Here is a 17550-nt window from a genome sequence, read left to right on the forward strand (position 1 = left end):
GCAAAGATACAAACTTTTCTCAATTTTCAAAATAAATTATTATTTATTTTTTTTAAATCTTTCGTTTATAATTACTCTCTTCTGCGCTACCTACTATCTCTCGTTTTCAGTGGGGCAAAAGTACACCTTATTCATCACATAATCCAAATCATTTTATATTTAAATTCACATTTAGTTCATATTTGATCTTAACTCACTGATAAGCAACTCCAAAAATTTCAATGCTTTTTCCTGGGTTTAGAATGACAAAGGCGAAAACATAAGAGAAAACAGCCATGACAAGGGAAAAGGGAAAAATTAAAATCTAAGAAAAGAAGGGTTTTTATCAAAAAGAAAAGTATAAAAGATGAAGAGACGGGTAAATACTAGATAAAGTTTACATATAGTATATATAAAAGAAAAACGACCTCTATGAATTTGAGGTCGTTATTTTATACAAACAAGAAGATTCTTCTTATTTAGAATCTAATTTGGTATATATTAAACTTAAAAATTCAGCAAAAGATTTTTCCAGTCCAATAATATCACCTGATTTAAGGTTTAATCCACCAACTCCGGTATTATCAGATTTTACTTTAAGAGCTGACACCTGGAAATACTGATTGGTTTCATTTGCCTTAGGCTGAACTTTGATCGTAGAACCTAATAATTTCCTTGTAGATATGGTATACACTTCACCCGAAACAACGTCTATCACAAAAAAAGATCTTGGAGATAATAAATAGTCTTTTTTATTAACACTAATTTTTTGCTCTTTATCTGAAGATGCAAACAAAAATATACGATCTGTTTGTGAAACAAATTTTTCTTTTGGCAAATAATATAAATTCAATTTATAATTTGAAGGATTAAAAGCCTGATGAGATCCATCTACATTGTTAAAGGGCTGTAAAGAAATTGCATTCGCTCCGATCTCTTTTGCTTTTTTAAATATCATAGAAAAAACAGCAGCATCGTCTTTCGAAAAACCACGCACTTCAACTTCTCCCAGATATTGCGCATCTTTTATTTCCTCTTTAATTTTAAATAAAAATTTATCTGAGTTATCATTTGTTTTCTCAACTTTTGTTAAATACACATTTTGTGCATTAAAAAAATGAATGCCAAAAACAAAAATTACAATTGCAAGGTTCTTCATAAGATATTTATTGTTGTGCAAGAATGCTAACACATTCTTCAAGACTATTCTCCCAATGTTTGGGTTCAATTTTATAAACTTCTTCAATTTTGTCTAAGCACATTGTACTTCTCTTTGGTCTTTTGGCCGGAGTAGGATATTGTTCAGTAGTCAGTGCATTTAATTTAACTGATGATTCTGATAATTCAGCAATTTTTTTTGCAAACTCATACCAGGTGGTTTCAGGATAATTTGAAAAATGGAAAACACCAAAGTTCTTACGTGAGGTTTTAATAATATCCATAATGGCCTCTGCAAGATCATTTGCGTTAGTCGGTTGTCCGAATTGGTCTGCTACAATTCCCAACTCATCCTTTTGCGAAAACAAGTTCAGCATGGTTTTTACAAAATTCTTATTGAATTCAGAATACAGCCAGGAGGTTCTCAGGATAATTGTTTGAGGGTTAATTTCCAATGCAAGTTCTTCTCCTCTTAATTTAGATGCTCCATATACCCCAATCGGATTTGTAAAGTCATCTTCAGAATAGCATAAATTTGTTTCTCCATCAAAAACATAATCCGTAGAAACATGTATTAAAACTGTTTTATGTTCAGAACATGCCTGGGCAAGATGTGCTACCCCATCAGCATTTACTGCAAATGCTTTTTCTTTCTCTTTTTCAGCCAGATCTACCGCTGTATACGCTGATGCATTGATACAGAAGTCCGGCTTATTATCGTAAAAGAAGGTGTCTACCTGGTCTTCATCTGTAATATCAAGGGTCTGGGAGTCCGTAAAAATAAATTCATAATCACTTTCAAAATCAGGGGCTATTTTCCTTATACAATTGCCTAACTGACCATTACTGCCTATAACAACTATTTTCTTCATTATGGATTTTTTGCGTTTTGGGATCTTAAAAACTTAACTCTTGATTGAAAATCTTTTTCTTCTAAATCTACGTAGAACTTATGGAAAATTTCTTTAATATCTTCAGGATGTATATCTGATTTTCTTGTTTTAACATTAAAATAAATTACGGTAACCCATAAAACAGCATGAATTGTACTTTCATCAAGACTCTTCATAAGAATTTCAACTTTTGCAGTTCTGTCCTGTATGTCGATTGTTTTGCTGCTGATTACAACCTGGGTATTGTATCTTACTTCTTTCAGGTATGCTATTTCATTCTGTATAGCAATCCAGGTACAGCCAGTTTTTTTGGTGTACTCTTCATAAGTAAAGCCATAAAATGTTTCAACGTGATCTTCTCTCGCATTAAACATATAATCCAAATACTTTACATTATTGAGATGCCCGATAGGATCGCAATCACTGAATCTGACTTTTACCGTTGTTGATACTTCTTTTTCCATTTGGCAAAAATAAAAAAACCACCCCTAAAAGAGGTGGTAAGTTTTATAAATGTTTGTTAATTTGTTAGATTATTGAACACCTAATTCTTTTTTTACAGCTGGAGTCGCATCCGGACCTCCTTTGTATACAAATGCGGAAGAGTTTGCATCCATAATGAAATCATATCCTGCAGCTTTAGCTACTTTAGATACAGCCTCGTTTAGTTTCTTCTCAATAGGCTCGTAAGCTGCATCTTGTTTAGCCACAAAATCTTTCTGAGCTTTATCGTTCATTTGTTGAATTTCTTCTTGCATTTTAGCTAATTCAGCTTCTCTTGCTTTGTTTTCATCGGCAGTTTTCTTAGGAGCTTCCTCAGAATATTGCTTTAATTTAGCTTGTCCAGCATCTGCTTTCTTTTTGATCTCAGCTTGCTTAGTATCTAAGAAAGTCTTTAAGTCAGCATCAGCCTTTTTCTTTTCAGGCATTGCGTTAAGAACACCTATAACATCTAAAGTAGCAATTTTTTGAGCTTTTGCCATACCTACAGATACAACCATCATTACTGCTGCAAATAATACACTTAATTTTTTCATAATTGGTAAATAAATAATTTAATTTGTTTTAGATTTTTAATTTCAGTAAAAGTTAATTCCATCGATTACTTTTTACCTCTTGTATTAGTTTTTTCTTTCTTTTCTGTTCCTTTTAAAAGAATGTCTAGTACTTTGTCTGTATAGTCATATCTTTTTTGAAGAAAAATAACATTAATGTTATTGCTTTTATCAAGAACTATGCCCAAGCCATTTTTCTCGGACATGGTTTTTACAGCATTCCAAATTTGATCCTGAAAAGGTTCAACGAGATTAGATCTCAATTTTGTAATCTCCCCGTTTGTTCCAAAGCGTAAACTTGTTGTTGTTTTAATGTTTTTGTCGAGATCCATTACTTCCTTTTCTCTCAGTTTGAGCTGGTCTCCAACTAATAATACTCTCTCATTTTCAAATGCAGATCTTTTCTTTTCATACTCAGCATTCAAACTCTGAAGTTCCGATTCCCAAGTATCAATCTGCGAATTTAATCTTGCTTCTGCCTCTTTATATTGTGGAAGCTTGTTCAAAATATATTCTGTATCAACTACTCCAATTTTCTGCGCATTGCTAAAACTGAAGAGCAAAAATAATACAAATGTGAAAATGATTTTAATTTTTTTCATGTGATCATTATAATGATTGGTTCATTAAGAAGTGTGTCTTCCATCCTGAAGGCTCTGATGAGTTTATTGGTTTATCAAATCCATAAGCAAAATCAAATCCGATCAATCCAAATGCTCCCATATATACTCTTACCCCTACACCCACTGATCTTTTTAACTGGAAAGGATTGTAGCTTCCCCATGAGTTCCAAACGTTACCTCCTTCAGCAAAGGTTAGTGCATAAATTTTTGCTGTCTGATTTAATGATATCGGATATCTTAGCTCTAATGTAAATCTATTATAAATGGTACCTCCTCCTTGTGGAGTGATATCTCCCTGAGTACCATCTCCTCCGTAAGTAGAAGCATTTTCATAACCTCTTAAAGGAATTAATTCCCTACCGTCATATCTTCCTCCGAAAAGCCCGGTTCCTCCCATATAGAATCTTTCGAAAGGTGGTGCTCCCAACTGCTTGTTATAACCATCCATGAAGCCCATTTCGGCAGAAGACCTTAGAACTAACTTACCTGCAATTTCGTTATAAACATCAGCTTTGAATTTAATTTTATAAAATTCCATCCACTTATATTTATCCGTAGGCGACATTGTAGAATAGTCTTTATTACTAAACAATGAATATGGTGGAGTTAACTTCGCAGAAAGTTCGATATTGGAACCCATTGTAGGGAATATCGGGTCGATACCTGCAGAGTTTCTGCTTAGTCCTAAGTTTAAACTTAAGTTATTGGCAGTCCCGTAATTCTCTGTAGTTCCACCAAAGTCAAATGGGTAGTTTTTGAAATCATATTTCTGGTACTGAATCCCAGTATACAATGAGAAATAATCATCCGGCCATTTCAATAGCCTGTTTAACCCAACAGATGCCGAAAAAATGTTCAATCTTGATGCGTCAGTACTTGTCGTTGTAACTGACGTACTATATCTAACAATTGAGTTATTAATACTTACAGAAAGTGCCGTTGGCTTTGTTCCGAATAACCATGGTTCAGTAAACGACACCCCATAATTCTGAAAATATTGTCCGGCCTGAGCCTGAATAGACAGGGTCTGTCCATCTCCCTGAGGTACAGGTCTGAAATCCTTAAACTTCAGGAAGTTCTTTAAAGAGAAGTTATTAAAGGTTAAACCTAATGTTCCGATAAAGCTATTTCCTCCATATCCCGCTTGTAGCTGTACTTGTGAGGATCCTTTTTCAACAAGTTTCCAGTTGATGTCTACTGTATTGTCCTGCTGATTTGGCTGGATATCCTGACCGATCTGTTGCGGATCAAAGAAAGACATACCTGCTAAATCAAAATAAGTTCTTTTGATTTCGGTTTTCTTAAATAGCTCCCCTGGTTTTGTTCTTAATGCCCTCAGAATTACGTGGTCATGAGTTGTTGTATTTCCTTGCCAAGTAACTCTGTTCCAAGTTGCCTGTTCTCCTTCGTTTACTCTGATTTCCAGATTAATAGAATCACCAGATACTGATTTTTCAACAGGGGTTACATTAGAGAAAAGGTAACCATTATTCATGTATACCGATTTGATATCGGAATCATCCTCCTTACCTCCATCTTCTCCAACTTTTTTGTTGAAACCTACTGCATCATAAATATCTCCTTTTTTATAACCGAGAAGTCTTTGCAGGTATTCTGTGGCATATACTGTATTTCCGGTAAAAGTGATATCTCCGATATAGTATTTTTTACCTTCTTTTAATTTTACGTTGATTTCGTAATTATTTCTTTTATTTCTCCAAACAGAATCGGATACGATAGCAGCATCTCTATAACCTAATGAGTTATAATAGCTGATCAGGCTTTGTTTATCTTCCTGATATTTATCTTCGATAAATTTTGAGGATTTCAAGATACCACCGATCCCAAATCTTTTTTGTTTGGTTTCTTTAAATGCTTTGTTTCTAAGTTTAGAATCGCTCACATTTTCGTTCCCTTCGAACTCAATATGATCAATCTTTACTCTTTTGCCTTTATCTACATTGATGGTCCAGTCCACTAAAGCAGGGTCATTTGCATTTACTTTATCCTGAATGGAAATCTTTGCATCTGCAAAACCTTTCTTAATATAGTCTTTAGGAACATTTGTTTTTAGGCTTGAAACTAAATTCTGTGTAATTTTAGTTCCCGGCTTAAGGTTATTATCCTTAGCTAGTTTCTCGCTTTTTGACTTTCCAATTCCTTTACCGGAAAATTTAACTTCTCCAAGTTCTTTTAAGTCCTGCAAGTAAAATTTCAAAACTACTGTTTCTCCTTCAATACTTTGAACATAAACCTCTACTTCTGAAAATGATTGGGTATCCCAAAGCTTTTTGATAGCATTGCTAACTTTTTGTCCGGGGATATCCACACTTTCTCCTTTAGATAATCCTGTAAATCTTAAGATTTGCGCAGGTGTATATTTCTTAACCCCATCTACAACAATGTCTTTAAGAACGTAGGTTCCTGTTTGGTTTTCTGCATGCACAGGGTTATTCACTTTTGTGCTATCCTGTGGAGTCACCTGTCCATAAAAATGTGCAGAAGCAACAAACATGATGATGGGTAATAGTCTAAACTTCATTTTATCGTAGTCTTTCTTTTCTTTAAATTTTACTGGATTTTTATTTGTTCGCCGGTTAGGCCATATCTCCTTTCTTTGTTTTGATAGTCTACAATACATTGGAAGAAAATATCTTTTGTGAAATCTGGCCACAGAACATTTAAAAACTGGAGTTCTGCATAGGCGATCTGCCAAAGAAGAAAATTACTAATTCTTATTTCACCACTGGTTCTTATTAATAAATCGACAGGTGGAAAATCTTTTGTATAGAGATAATTTTCGAATAATTTCTCATCAATATTCTCTACATCCACCTTGCCTTCTTTTACATCAGAACTTATATTTCTCACGGCATTCAGGATCTCGTTTTGCGAGCCATAACTGATCGCTAATACTAAATTACCTTTTGTGTTTTCTTTTGTTAATTCCACCACTCTTAGCAGCTGCTCTTTTACAAGAGGTGGCAGCTTATCCAGATTCCCAATAACATGCATTCTTAGACCTTTGCTGAAGATTTCTTCCGCTTCCAGCAATAATGTTTCAGTAAGCAAATTCATTAAAGTATTTACTTCATCACTCGGCCGGTTCCAATTCTCCGAAGAGAATGTATACAATGTTAAATATGGGATATTGATCTCATTACACGCATTAATGGCATTTCTTACAGCATTAATGGCATTTTTATGACCAAAAGTTCTTTCTTCACCACGAGATTTTGCCCATCTTCCATTGCCATCCATAATGATAGCAACATGTTTTGGTAAGTTCTCTGAATTTATTTTATCTTTAATCAACGACATACTAATTACTCACAATAACACGGAGGTCTTCCAAAGGAGAATGTAAGACCTAAGCTAAAGGTATTCATCCAATCCTTAGATTTTGTATCTCCAACATTTCTTCCATTAACAAATGCAGCTTCTCTTTCTTTTGAAACAGCATAATAATTTCCTGTTTGCAATAAAGACCCTCCTGTTGTAGGATTTACTATATCTCCATTATAGGTAGATACAACATCTTTAGTTAATATTTTACTATGATCCAACTGATCTGTTAATGTATATCTAAACGTAGCTTCCGCAAATATTGCCCAGCTATGGTTAAATTTATATTTTAATCCGACTCCAAAAGGAATATGCATTGTTACTTTCTTACCCAGAGAATATTCTGCTCGTGTAGTAAAATCCCTTTCATTAATCGGAGCTTGTGCTACTCCATCTGCATCTCTTCTAAAGTCATTCACTAAAGTCGCTTTAGGAGCATCAAACATTAAACCTCCAATACCCCCAAATATATAAGGGCTAACCATACTTATCTGCTCATTATTTACCGGGAAAAAATTATATTCAAATACCAAACTTGCTTCATATACATTATTCTTTCCAAATGAGTTTCTATTTCTTCTATAATCTTCTTTCGCTGCTTTATCACTGAACTGTACCTGATTATAACCTAAATCTAGTCTAACAGTTTGGTAGGGATTAAAATTAAATCTATATAATATACCACCATAAAATGGAACTCCCCAATCTGATGCTCTGCTTAAATCCAACGGCTTTTGTAAAATATAACTCGTACTTCCTATATCACCCACTAGGTTACTCATACCTAGACGAACTCCCAATTCGTTTCTTTGTGCTTTCACACCAGTCATTGTTCCAAGGACGGCCAGGAAGCTAAATAATAATTTTTTATTCATAAAAGAATATGGATTTATGGTTATTTTAAAATTTAATTTTTGCAAATATAAAACATTTTTATATTAATGATATTCTTAATGTTTAGTTAAAAACAAACAAAAAAACATAATTTGTTATAAAGTAAACGACAAAGTACCGAAAATATTCTTTTTTTAATAGAATCAATAAAAGCCTTATATAATAAACCCTCATTAAATGAGGGTTTAATGTTTTATTTTTTATTAAAAATTGCCTGTATTTTATTTCTTATTTTAATCAATAGCGGCTCTTTGTAATTTTTGTCCTCATCAAAATAGCCATAACCGTATCCGTATCCATAGCCATAACCATATCCCTGCTTTATAATATAATCGTTATATACAAGACCAAGGTTTTCAATCTCATTATTATGATATTTTTCCGTAATCATTTTAAGCATATACTTTTCAGTATATTCATGACGCACCACATAGATGTTAGTATCAGAATATTTCATCAATTCATATGAGTCTGCAACAAGTCCTACCGGCGGGGAATCGATAATGATAAAATCATAAATCTCCCTTAACTCTTCAATGAATTTAATATTCTTTTTACTCATTAACAGTTCTGACGGGTTCGGAGGAATTGGCCCTGATGTGGCAACATCAAGATTTGGAATTGTTGTTTTATTGATAATCTGGTCAATGGAAACTTCGCCTGTAAGATAATTCGAAATTCCATATTTATTATCAATTTTGAAATCACCGAATATTTTTGGTTTTCTTAGGTCCATTCCCAAAAGAATAGTCTTTTTATCACTTAAACCAAGAACTGAAGCAAGGTTAATTGAAACATATGTTTTACCTTCCCCTCCAATCGATGAAGTAATTAAAACAACTTTACTCTTTTCATTTTCATCAGACAAAAATCGCATATTCGCCCTTATTCCTCTAAATGCTTCAGAAACTGAAGACTTAGGCTGATCAAGCACGGTAAGCATATTCTCATTATTATTATTACCTACCACTCCAAGCAATGGAATTTTGGTAGCACTCAATAATTCTTTAATATTTCTTATTTTATTATCCAGCAATTCTCCGATTAAAATAAACAAAAACGGCAGAAGTAATAAACCTCCCATAATGACCAGCTTCGTTCCTTTTACGTTGGGCCCGATAGGAGACTGTCCTACATTTTTGGCAGGGTCAATAACAGATATATCAGATTGATTCGTCGCCATCCTCATCTTAGTTTCATTCTGCCTTCCCAGTAAACTATTATAAGTGGCTTCAATCATATTGTATCCTCTTTCTGCATCTAAATACTTTCTTTCCTTTTCAGGGTAAGCGTCAAGATCAGCATTAGCTTCAGCTACCTGTTGATTAATCTTATTGATTTCAACATTAAATCCATTATAGTAATTGCTCAAAGAGTTGGAAGAGCTTAATTTTGCATCACTGATCAGCCTGTTGATTTCTTTCATAGGTTCTGAATTTGGCGTATAAATCGTAGCCATTTCTCTCCTTTTAAGATACAATGCCTTAAGTTCCGAAACTGAAGCCGTAAACATTCCGTCTTCGAACCCTGCAGCATTTGTACTGATCATTTTATCAAAATTCTGGTTCTCCAGTGTGTTCTTAATAAGATTAAGGGAGTTAATTTTACTTGTCAGGTCTGCCTTTTTTGCTTCCAGTTCCTTAATCTTCGTCAGAGATTTTTCATCTCTATCTTTAATGTCGTAGAGCTTTTCCGAAGTTTTTAAATAGTTGAGAACAGTAGCACTTGAATCCAGTTTCTTTCTTACTCCTGTAAGATTATCCTGAAGATAGGTTTCCGTATTTTTATCAACGGTCATTTTATCAAGCATCCTTTTCTTCTGTAGCTCACTTACAGACTTGTTAAGGAAATTTACAGTTCCATTAAGATTGAAACCTGTTTTTGTAATGATCATAATAGAATTGATCTCCTTATCAAACTCTACTCCGATGGTTGATACAATCTCATTAACGGACTGATTGACAGAACTAAGATTAACAATAATATTATCCAGTTTAATATTTGGGGTTATTGGATTCTGAAGCAGTCTAAATTTAATATTAGGTGCTATGAACCATTCTCCTACTTTAATTATTTTATTCGATGGTCTTTTAAAGCTATGAATATCCTGAAACCCCTCCACTTCATAATTATACAAATGAGTTGATTCTCCTTTATCAGGTAATACCACTTCATACGTATTTCCTCCTTTTGGCATCAATGTAATAGGATAATTAATCTGTTGTAAGTGTTTCTTATCAATCTGCACAAAGACCGGTGAATCGTCTTTATCCAGATAAGTAGATTTTATAGATCCTTTTGTAGAATAGTTAACAAAAAGATCAAGCTCCTTTACAAGAAATTCATTGTGTGATCTTGACAAAAGCATTTTTTTCAAATAAATCCCGTCTTGATTTCCTCCCTGTCCCCAAATAAAGTTAATTGACTGGTTAGGAGTAAAGTAGCTGGAAGTATTATTAGATACACTTAAAGAAAGGTTTGAAGCATAAATACTCTGTGCATAATATTTACCATACATCCATGAGATACAGTAGCCAATAAACAGCATTAAAACAAACCAATACCAGTTCTTTAATATCCTTCTTAAAAAGTGCTCAACATCAAACAATTCAAAAGAACCGGTTTTATCTTTTTGAGAATTATTCTTCTCAACGTTAGTTTCTTTTCCTGGAATCATGATATTAAAGTCTTGTTAGGATTAAATAAACTGACAACGCTGTAGTAATTAATGAAATTCCTGTTGTGATAGTCTGTACAGGGTCTTTTCCCAATCCATTCAAGCTTTTCCCTCTGGTATTAAGATAGATTTCATCACCATTTTGCACATAATAATATGGTGAATTCATTACATCTTCCCGGGTTAAATCTATTTTCGCAATTTTAATTCCTTCCGGTAATTTTCTGTGGATAACAATTGTTTTTCTATCTACACTTTTATTTAATCCTCCATTAATTGCCAGTGCTTCGGTAATGGTAAGCGTATTTTTGTGAGCCACTTTTTCTCCTGTAATAGCAACAGCTTCCGTATCTCCAAGAATATAATAAGTTATCCCGTCCGTATTTAATCTCACCTGAGACTTTCCATCCTGGAAATTTTCATTTACTTTCTCCTGGATCTCTTTGGTGATATCTTCGATAGTACGTCCTTCTGCTTTGATGTAGCCGATTCCAAAAACATTAATATCTCCATTGGAATCCACTTTTAATCCATTAAAATAGAAATTGGTATTTCCTCCACCACCACTTCCTCCACTTCCGCTTCCAACACGTCCTAAAGTTCCTATAGTTGTGGGATTAACCCCGGGAGCAACTGTACTACCGGAAGTATTTAAAGTAGAATAAAACTGCGCTGCATCGCCCTTTGGAGTAGTAACAATATTGAGATTCAGTATATCGTTCTTCGTGATCCTGTATACGGGAATGTTGTAAGGAACAAGACCTTCCTCATTGATCACAAGATTTTCATTAGGCTGCATATATCTTACATCTTTTTTTGTGATACAAGAGGTAATGAAAAAAGGCAGGATTAAAAGGGATAAATATTTAAAATTTCTTATCATAATCAAATGTTGTTTACAAAAATAAAAATTTAATTGTTACTTCCTATTATTTCTTATCCGATAAATAAAATCCGGCAAATAAGCACCAGTAAAGCCCAGCACAAGTATCACCAATAACAATAAATTTACATTTATATGTCTTAAAAAATATGCCACCATTACTATAAAAAGATAATAGACGACAATATAAAAACCCGATCTTCTATGGGTAAAGTCAAGCTTCAGAAGCTTATGGTGTATATGATTCTTATCCGCATCAAAGGGAGATTTTTTATTCCAAAGTCTTACAAAGATGACATTCAAAGTATCTACAATAGGTAAAATCAATATGGCTACAGCTATCGCCGGAGCTGACTGTAAGTGATACCTTGGAATATCCGGAAGCTTCTTGTCTATAAATATATCAATAAAACAGATGCTTGTAAATGCCAATAAAAATCCTAACAACATAGATCCTGTATCTCCCATGAATATCTTATTGGTCCTGTAATTCGAGAGGTTATAGTATAAAAATGCCAAAACAGCTCCAATGATTACAACGGACAATACGACCAGAGGATAATTATATTCTCCTAATCTATAATAACTTATCCCAAACAATGCACTACATATCACTGAATACCCTCCAGCGAGTCCGTCAATCCCATCAATGAGATTAAATGCATTAATAAGAACAATAAAAGTAATAACACTAAATATAACACTGACAACATACTCAAGTTCATAAATGCCAAAGATCCCAAAGAGATTTCTGATTCTTATATCAGATCCTATAACGATAAGCGTGGATACCACAATCTGGGCAACAAGCTTTTTGTAAGCTCTCATCACTACAATATCGTCCATTACTCCTACATAAAGGAGAATGAGCAATGAAGCAAATAAAAACTTATACAGATCAAAAAGTTCATAGGCAAAAATAGAAGTACAAATACCTATAGAATAGAAAATAGCAATTCCTCCAAGATTGGGAATTTTTCTCAAGTGTGAACTTCTTACCCCCGGCTCATCCATCAGATTTTTTCTTCTGGAAATTTTAATAATGGTTGGGATAGAGAAAAACGTGATTAAAAAAGAAAACAAGAATCCAAATCCTATTTTTACATAAAAAATAGAAATATCCATCTCGCTTAAGAACAATTCAAAATTCTTCATTTTTTCCTATTTAAGTACTTTCATTATGCTTTAGCACTCATTACTTAAGATCTGCTAAATAGTATCTACGAAATTTGTAATATATCGAAATGACAGTACTTACATTTGTGTTTAAATCAACTTTCTTATCAATTTTTTTTGCCCTGCAAAAAACAATAGATAAAATATCTTTTTTTTCAGTGGCAAATATAAAATATAATTCTTACCAAAACGACTATAGAACAATATATCTTTAATTTTAATATTCCTTTCCTCTATAAAATTTTTCAGCTGATCAGCCATATCGTAAAAAACTTTATCATCTTTTACAAACGCCAGATAGGCCAAAAAACTATATACTCCCTCTAAAATCTGGAAGTTTTTCAGTTCCTCTTTTTTTGTTGAATAGGATGATGTTTTAAATTCAGATTCTACATCTTTTACTGCTTTGAGGATATCTAATCCTTTTTCAGTATGTGTTTTAGTGATAGAATCATTTCTTTCCAAATAGTGATAATGAAAGTTTTGCGTCTGTGCTACAATCTTACACTTGAGTAAAAGTTGTGGAATGAGCTGAATATCTTCAAAATGCACCCCTTTTTTGAACCTTTTATCATTAAAAAGTTCCTTCCGGAACAACTTGTTGCATGCAAAATAGCTGAGATCAGAAAACACAGAAAAGTTTTTCTCCAAATCAATTTTTTCCGGCATATTAGGAATTTGAGTAAGCTTTTGGGTAACAATTCCCGACTCGTCAACTTTTTGAATATTACAGATGACCATTTCGGCATTATGCTTTTCCGCAAGGTTAAACATTTCTTCAAACATGGTTTTTCCGACATAATCATCACTATCCACAAAACCAATATAATCTCCCGTCGCTCGGTCAATGGCAAAATTCCGGGCATCGCTTAAACCTCCATTTTCTTTCTTCCAAACTTTTAGTCTTTCCGGAAAACGCTGGCCATATTCCTGTGCAATCAATCCAGAATTATCACTGCTACCATCGTCCACAACGATAATTTCAATTTCCTGCAGACTTTGATTAATCAAAGAGTCGAGACATTTAGCCAAATAATTTTCAACATTATAAACAGGAACTATGATAGAAACTTTTGAGGGAACAGTATTCATTATAAATTAAATTTTCGTCAGCCTTGCATTCAACCAGCCTTTCTTTGCTTCGTCAAAATCTTTTCTTGAACAAGGAATACAATTCTCAATATTCTCATCATCTCCAAAATACCACAGATTACTAAACGTATCACGCTTAAATGTATGTTGGCTATCATCGATCAACACATAAAAAATTTCGTAGTGCCTTTCTTTTGGGTGTGATCTTTGGATATTGATTCCTTCTATCAGATACCAGATCATCTGTGCCAACAATTGATGATTCAACTGGCTTTCCGAATATATGTTATAATTAAAAATTCCGACAGACTTCAAATTTTCACTCAACCCAACTTCCTTCATGTAAGCGCAGATTTCCCGTCTATTTAGTCCATTCACCTGCGGATTTATTGAAAAAGGTTCTCCAAAACTTTCAATTGCATCACAATTGAGAGTCACCAAATCAGCCTTTCTGAAGAAGGGCTCTGTTTTTTCTGTAGAATTCATCATTTCTGCCAGACGGACAATATCAAACTCAACTTCTTTAATCAGCTTTACAGAATCTACTTCGTTCAGGTGCTTCTGATATCCCAAGTGGTGGTAATTCTTAATCGAAAAATTCTTAGCACCCAAAATTTTGCTTAGAAAAGTATGCTCATTGATATGCTCACCCTGTTTAAGAGAAATGACGTTACTGATCTGTGTATAATTGATATTTTTTTGATGAAAATTCAATCCTGAAAATAAAGAAAAGGCGAAATCATTAGAACCTCCGATAATGACAGGAATTGCTCTTTTATAGTGACAGGCAGAAAGAACCTCTTGTAAGATATAATGGGAATCCTGAACAGATTTACCGGAAACAAGGTCTCCAAGATCAACGATGGGAATTTCAAAATCCAACTGTGATAATTTATAAAATTCCTTTCTTACAGAGGTAAAATCCTGTACTTCAGCATCGCCACCTGATCCTCTGTAATCTGATACGAAAAGCAAAACAATACTGTCTTCTTTTATTTCTTTGGTAATCTGGTTTCCAATCTGCCAATTCTCAGTTTTGAAATTCCTAGGGGCAATTATAAAATCTTCAAAATTCATTCTCTCTAATTAAGTCTTAAAAACCAAAAATATTAAAATAAAATCATTTAATGGTCATAAAAAAAGCCATTAACACTGTTTGTTAATGGCTTTGTAATATCATTACTTTTTATTTCTTTTTTGTGGCAGTCGCTTTTTTCTTGGCTGCCGGCTTTTTTTTCTCGGCAAAAGCATTTTTATCCTGGGCAGTAATCCACTTTTTCACCTCATCCAATGAAACTTCTTTCAGTTCTTCAGCATCATATTTTGTGTCATCTTTTTTCTTTGGAATTTTGAACATGCTCTTTCCAAACTTAATAAATGGTCCCCATCTTCCATTTTCAATAGATATTTTTTCTTTCTCCCACTGCTGAATATATCTGTTTGCTTCTTTCTCCAGTTTAGCATCAATTAATTCATTAATGTCGCTTTGAGAAAGATTATCGAAATCATACTTTTTAGGAACGTTTACAAAAATACTCTGATATTTGATAAATGGACCAAACCTTCCTGTTCCTTTGGTTACCGGCTCTCCCTTGTAGGTTGCAATAGGAGCATCAGCTTTTTTCTTTTCTCCGATAATTTCTTCAGCCCTGTTCTGATCTACAGAAAGCGGATCCTCTCCTTTTGGAATACTGATATACGTTTCACCCCACTTTACATAAGGACCGAATCTCCCCACACCTACTGAAACGGATTGGCCTTCATAATCTTTCAGATCAAAAGGCAGCTTGAATAGTTCCAATGCTTCTTCAAGCGTAATGGTTGCAATATTCTGCCCACTCATTAGCGATGCAAAAGTAGGTTTTTCTTCATCTTCAGTCTCCCCTATCTGGATCATAGCTCCAAATCTTCCAATTCTGGCATGAACATTTTTACCTGTTTTTGGATCAACACCCAACAGCCTATCCCCATTTGCACGGTCCGCATTTTCTTCTACGTCTTCAATTCTTGGATGGAATTTGGAATAAAAATCAGTCATCATCTCCTTCCATTTCTGATCTCCGTTTGCAATTTCATCGAAACTTTCTTCAACTCTTGCCGTGAATCCGTAATCAAGAATTTCCTTAAAATGATCAATAAGAAAGTCATTGACTACCTCACCAATATCTGTAGGAACAAATTTATTTTTATCACCTCCGAATTTCTCGTCGAGTATTACCTTTTTAATTTTATCTTTTACCAAAGACATTTTCACCACTTCACGAATCTGTGGCTCAATCTCACGCTTATCAACATACTCACGGTTCTGGATGGTCTGAATGGTAGGCGCATACGTGGAAGGACGGCCTATTCCCAATTCTTCAAGCTTTCTTACCAATCCTGCTTCTGTATATCTTGCGCTGGGTCTGGTGAACTTTTCAGTTGCCGTAATTGATTTATAACTTAAAACTTCTCCTACTTTTACTTTCGGAAGTAATTTCTCATTATTTTCCTCGTCGTCATCTTCCGTTTTTACAATACCGTAAGCTTTAAGGAAACCATCAAAAATAATAACCTCACCCTGAGCTTCAAAATGCTGAGGCAAGCTCGTATTACCTATTTCAATGACCGTTTTTTCAATTTTAGCATTAGCCATCTGAGAGGCCAGCGTTCTTCTGTATATTAATTGATATAATCTGTTTAATTGAGCATCCCCAATACTTTTTACTGCGAAATCAGTCGGTCGTATCGCTTCGTGAGCCTCCTGTGCTGAAGCCGACTTTGTCGTATAATTTCTCGGAGCGGAATATTCTGCACCGTATTCAGATATAATCTGTCTTTTTGATCCTTCGATTGCTTCCTGAGAAAGATTCACGGAATCTGTTCTCATATAGGTAATGTATCCTTCTTCATACAGTCTTTGTGCAAGACGCATAGTGTTTGTTACATTATAACCTAATCTGGAAGAAGCTTCCTGCTGTAATGTAGAAGTAGTAAAAGGAGCAGATGCGGAACGCGTTCCAGGCTTTGTTTCAACATTCAGAACTTTAAACTCTGTTGTTTTTGCCTTTTCCAAAAATTTTTCAGCTTCTTCTTCTTTTTCGAAATCTTTTTTAAGTTTCGCAGCGATTTCCTGATCTTCTTTATTCAGGAAAATCCCGTCAAGCTTAAAGCTTGCTTTAGGATTGAAAGCGCGTATTTCTTTTTCTCTTTCAACAATTAATCTCACGGCTACAGACTGAACTCTACCCGCTGATAATCCCGGTTTTACTTTTTTCCAAAGAACAGGAGACATTTCAAAACCTACGATTCTGTCAAGAACTCTTCTTGCCTGTTGTGCATTAACCAGATTCTGATCGATATCTCTCGGGTTGTCAATTGCTTTTAGAATAGCATTTTTAGTAATTTCATGAAAAACAATACGTTTTCTGTTTTCCGGCTTAAGCTTTAATTCATCTGCCAAATGCCATGCAATGGCTTCTCCTTCACGATCCTCATCGGAAGCAAGCCAAACAATTTCAGCTTTTTTAACAGCAGATTTTAATTCTGTTACCAATTTCTTTTTGTCAGCAGAAACTTCGTAATCAGGACTGAATGTCTCAAGATCTATACCCATCCCTTTTTTAGGTAAATCCCGGATATGTCCGAAACTGGATTTCACCTCAAAATCCTTTCCTAAATATTTCTGAATAGTTTTTGCTTTTGCCGGGGACTCTACAATTACTAAATTTTTCGACATTCTAAAATTTTTGCAAAAGTAAAGCTTTTTTATTACATAGGTTTTGCAATACTTGTT

Annotated in this window: 14 protein-coding genes; all 14 read right to left on the reverse strand. The window is 34.1% G+C overall.

The genetic code is table 11. The features are described from left to right. Window positions 1-454 precede the first annotated feature (454 nt). Window positions 455-1138, reverse strand: coding sequence for a hypothetical protein (locus tag AC0INN_RS09295; RefSeq protein ID WP_273649865.1), 684 nt, complete (start codon window positions 1136-1138; stop codon window positions 455-457). Between the two features lie 7 nt (window positions 1139-1145). Beyond that, on the reverse strand, window positions 1146-2009 hold the full coding sequence (rfbD, locus tag AC0INN_RS09300; RefSeq protein ID WP_172281069.1) for a dTDP-4-dehydrorhamnose reductase: 864 nt from the start codon (window positions 2007-2009) through the stop codon (window positions 1146-1148). Continuing rightward, window positions 2009-2494 carry an acyl-CoA thioesterase gene (locus AC0INN_RS09305; protein ID WP_172281071.1) on the reverse strand — a complete coding sequence of 162 codons (486 nt, stop codon included), beginning with the start codon at window positions 2492-2494 and terminating at the stop codon, window positions 2009-2011. Before AC0INN_RS09305 ends, rfbD begins: the two co-directional genes overlap by 1 nt. Window positions 2495-2563: 69 nt before the next feature. Beyond that, entirely contained in the window at window positions 2564-3067 is a 504-nt protein-coding gene (locus AC0INN_RS09310; RefSeq protein ID WP_172281073.1) for an OmpH/Skp family outer membrane protein, read from the reverse strand. A gap of 65 nt (window positions 3068-3132) precedes the next feature. Continuing rightward, window positions 3133-3687: an OmpH/Skp family outer membrane protein gene (locus tag AC0INN_RS09315; RefSeq protein WP_172281075.1), complete on the reverse strand. Its 555-nt coding sequence runs from the start codon at window positions 3685-3687 to the stop codon at window positions 3133-3135. 7 nt (window positions 3688-3694) lie between these two features. Continuing rightward, window positions 3695-6250 carry an outer membrane protein assembly factor BamA gene (gene bamA, locus AC0INN_RS09320; protein WP_273649870.1) on the reverse strand — a complete coding sequence of 852 codons (2556 nt, stop codon included), beginning with the start codon at window positions 6248-6250 and terminating at the stop codon, window positions 3695-3697. 29 nt (window positions 6251-6279) lie between these two features. Next, window positions 6280-7029, reverse strand: coding sequence for a polyprenyl diphosphate synthase (gene uppS, locus AC0INN_RS09325; RefSeq protein WP_172281079.1), 750 nt, complete (start codon window positions 7027-7029; stop codon window positions 6280-6282). Between the two features lie 5 nt (window positions 7030-7034). Continuing rightward, window positions 7035-7928, reverse strand: a complete 894-nt coding sequence (gene porG / locus AC0INN_RS09330; protein WP_172282395.1) for a type IX secretion system protein PorG — start codon at window positions 7926-7928, stop codon at window positions 7035-7037. A 212-nt stretch (window positions 7929-8140) separates the two neighbouring features. Then, the gene (locus tag AC0INN_RS09335) at window positions 8141-10624 is read right to left on the reverse strand and encodes an exopolysaccharide transport family protein (RefSeq protein ID WP_273649872.1); all 2484 of its coding nucleotides are present in this window, start codon (window positions 10622-10624) and stop codon (window positions 8141-8143) included. Between the two features lie 4 nt (window positions 10625-10628). Then, on the reverse strand, window positions 10629-11507 hold the full coding sequence (locus AC0INN_RS09340; protein WP_172281083.1) for a polysaccharide biosynthesis/export family protein: 879 nt from the start codon (window positions 11505-11507) through the stop codon (window positions 10629-10631). Window positions 11508-11543: 36 nt separating this feature from the next. Continuing rightward, window positions 11544-12662 (reverse strand): glycosyltransferase family 4 protein, encoded by a 1119-nt coding sequence (locus AC0INN_RS09345; RefSeq protein ID WP_273649875.1) that lies wholly within the window; start codon window positions 12660-12662, stop codon window positions 11544-11546. 111 nt (window positions 12663-12773) lie between these two features. Continuing rightward, complete coding sequence (locus tag AC0INN_RS09350) at window positions 12774-13775, reverse strand: glycosyltransferase family 2 protein (RefSeq protein WP_172282397.1); 1002 nt, start codon at window positions 13773-13775, stop codon at window positions 12774-12776. Window positions 13776-13781: 6 nt separating this feature from the next. Then, complete coding sequence (locus AC0INN_RS09355) at window positions 13782-14852, reverse strand: formimidoylglutamase (RefSeq protein WP_273649878.1); 1071 nt, start codon at window positions 14850-14852, stop codon at window positions 13782-13784. A 109-nt stretch (window positions 14853-14961) separates the two neighbouring features. Continuing rightward, window positions 14962-17493, reverse strand: coding sequence for a type I DNA topoisomerase (topA, locus tag AC0INN_RS09360; RefSeq protein WP_273649880.1), 2532 nt, complete (start codon window positions 17491-17493; stop codon window positions 14962-14964). Window positions 17494-17550 lie beyond the last annotated feature (57 nt).

This window comes from Chryseobacterium subflavum (assembly GCF_055762745.1).

What these genes read in the sequence shown, in the direction of transcription:
- AC0INN_RS09295 (WP_273649865.1), bottom strand. Translation starts at nt 1,138, where the DNA reads ATGAAGAACCTTGCAATTGTAATTTTTGTTTTTGGCATTCATTTTTTT.
- rfbD (WP_172281069.1), bottom strand. Translation starts at nt 2,009, where the DNA reads ATGAAGAAAATAGTTGTTATAGGCAGTAATGGTCAGTTAGGCAATTGT.
- AC0INN_RS09305 (WP_172281071.1), bottom strand. Translation starts at nt 2,494, where the DNA reads ATGGAAAAAGAAGTATCAACAACGGTAAAAGTCAGATTCAGTGATTGC.
- AC0INN_RS09310 (WP_172281073.1), bottom strand. Translation starts at nt 3,067, where the DNA reads ATGAAAAAATTAAGTGTATTATTTGCAGCAGTAATGATGGTTGTATCT.
- AC0INN_RS09315 (WP_172281075.1), bottom strand. Translation starts at nt 3,687, where the DNA reads ATGAAAAAAATTAAAATCATTTTCACATTTGTATTATTTTTGCTCTTC.
- bamA (WP_273649870.1), bottom strand. Translation starts at nt 6,250, where the DNA reads ATGAAGTTTAGACTATTACCCATCATCATGTTTGTTGCTTCTGCACAT.
- uppS (WP_172281079.1), bottom strand. Translation starts at nt 7,029, where the DNA reads ATGTCGTTGATTAAAGATAAAATAAATTCAGAGAACTTACCAAAACAT.
- porG (WP_172282395.1), bottom strand. Translation starts at nt 7,928, where the DNA reads ATGAATAAAAAATTATTATTTAGCTTCCTGGCCGTCCTTGGAACAATG.
- AC0INN_RS09335 (WP_273649872.1), bottom strand. Translation starts at nt 10,624, where the DNA reads ATGATTCCAGGAAAAGAAACTAACGTTGAGAAGAATAATTCTCAAAAA.
- AC0INN_RS09340 (WP_172281083.1), bottom strand. Translation starts at nt 11,507, where the DNA reads ATGATAAGAAATTTTAAATATTTATCCCTTTTAATCCTGCCTTTTTTC.
- AC0INN_RS09345 (WP_273649875.1), bottom strand. Translation starts at nt 12,662, where the DNA reads ATGAAGAATTTTGAATTGTTCTTAAGCGAGATGGATATTTCTATTTTT.
- AC0INN_RS09350 (WP_172282397.1), bottom strand. Translation starts at nt 13,775, where the DNA reads ATGAATACTGTTCCCTCAAAAGTTTCTATCATAGTTCCTGTTTATAAT.
- AC0INN_RS09355 (WP_273649878.1), bottom strand. Translation starts at nt 14,852, where the DNA reads ATGAATTTTGAAGATTTTATAATTGCCCCTAGGAATTTCAAAACTGAG.
- topA (WP_273649880.1), bottom strand. Translation starts at nt 17,493, where the DNA reads ATGTCGAAAAATTTAGTAATTGTAGAGTCCCCGGCAAAAGCAAAAACT.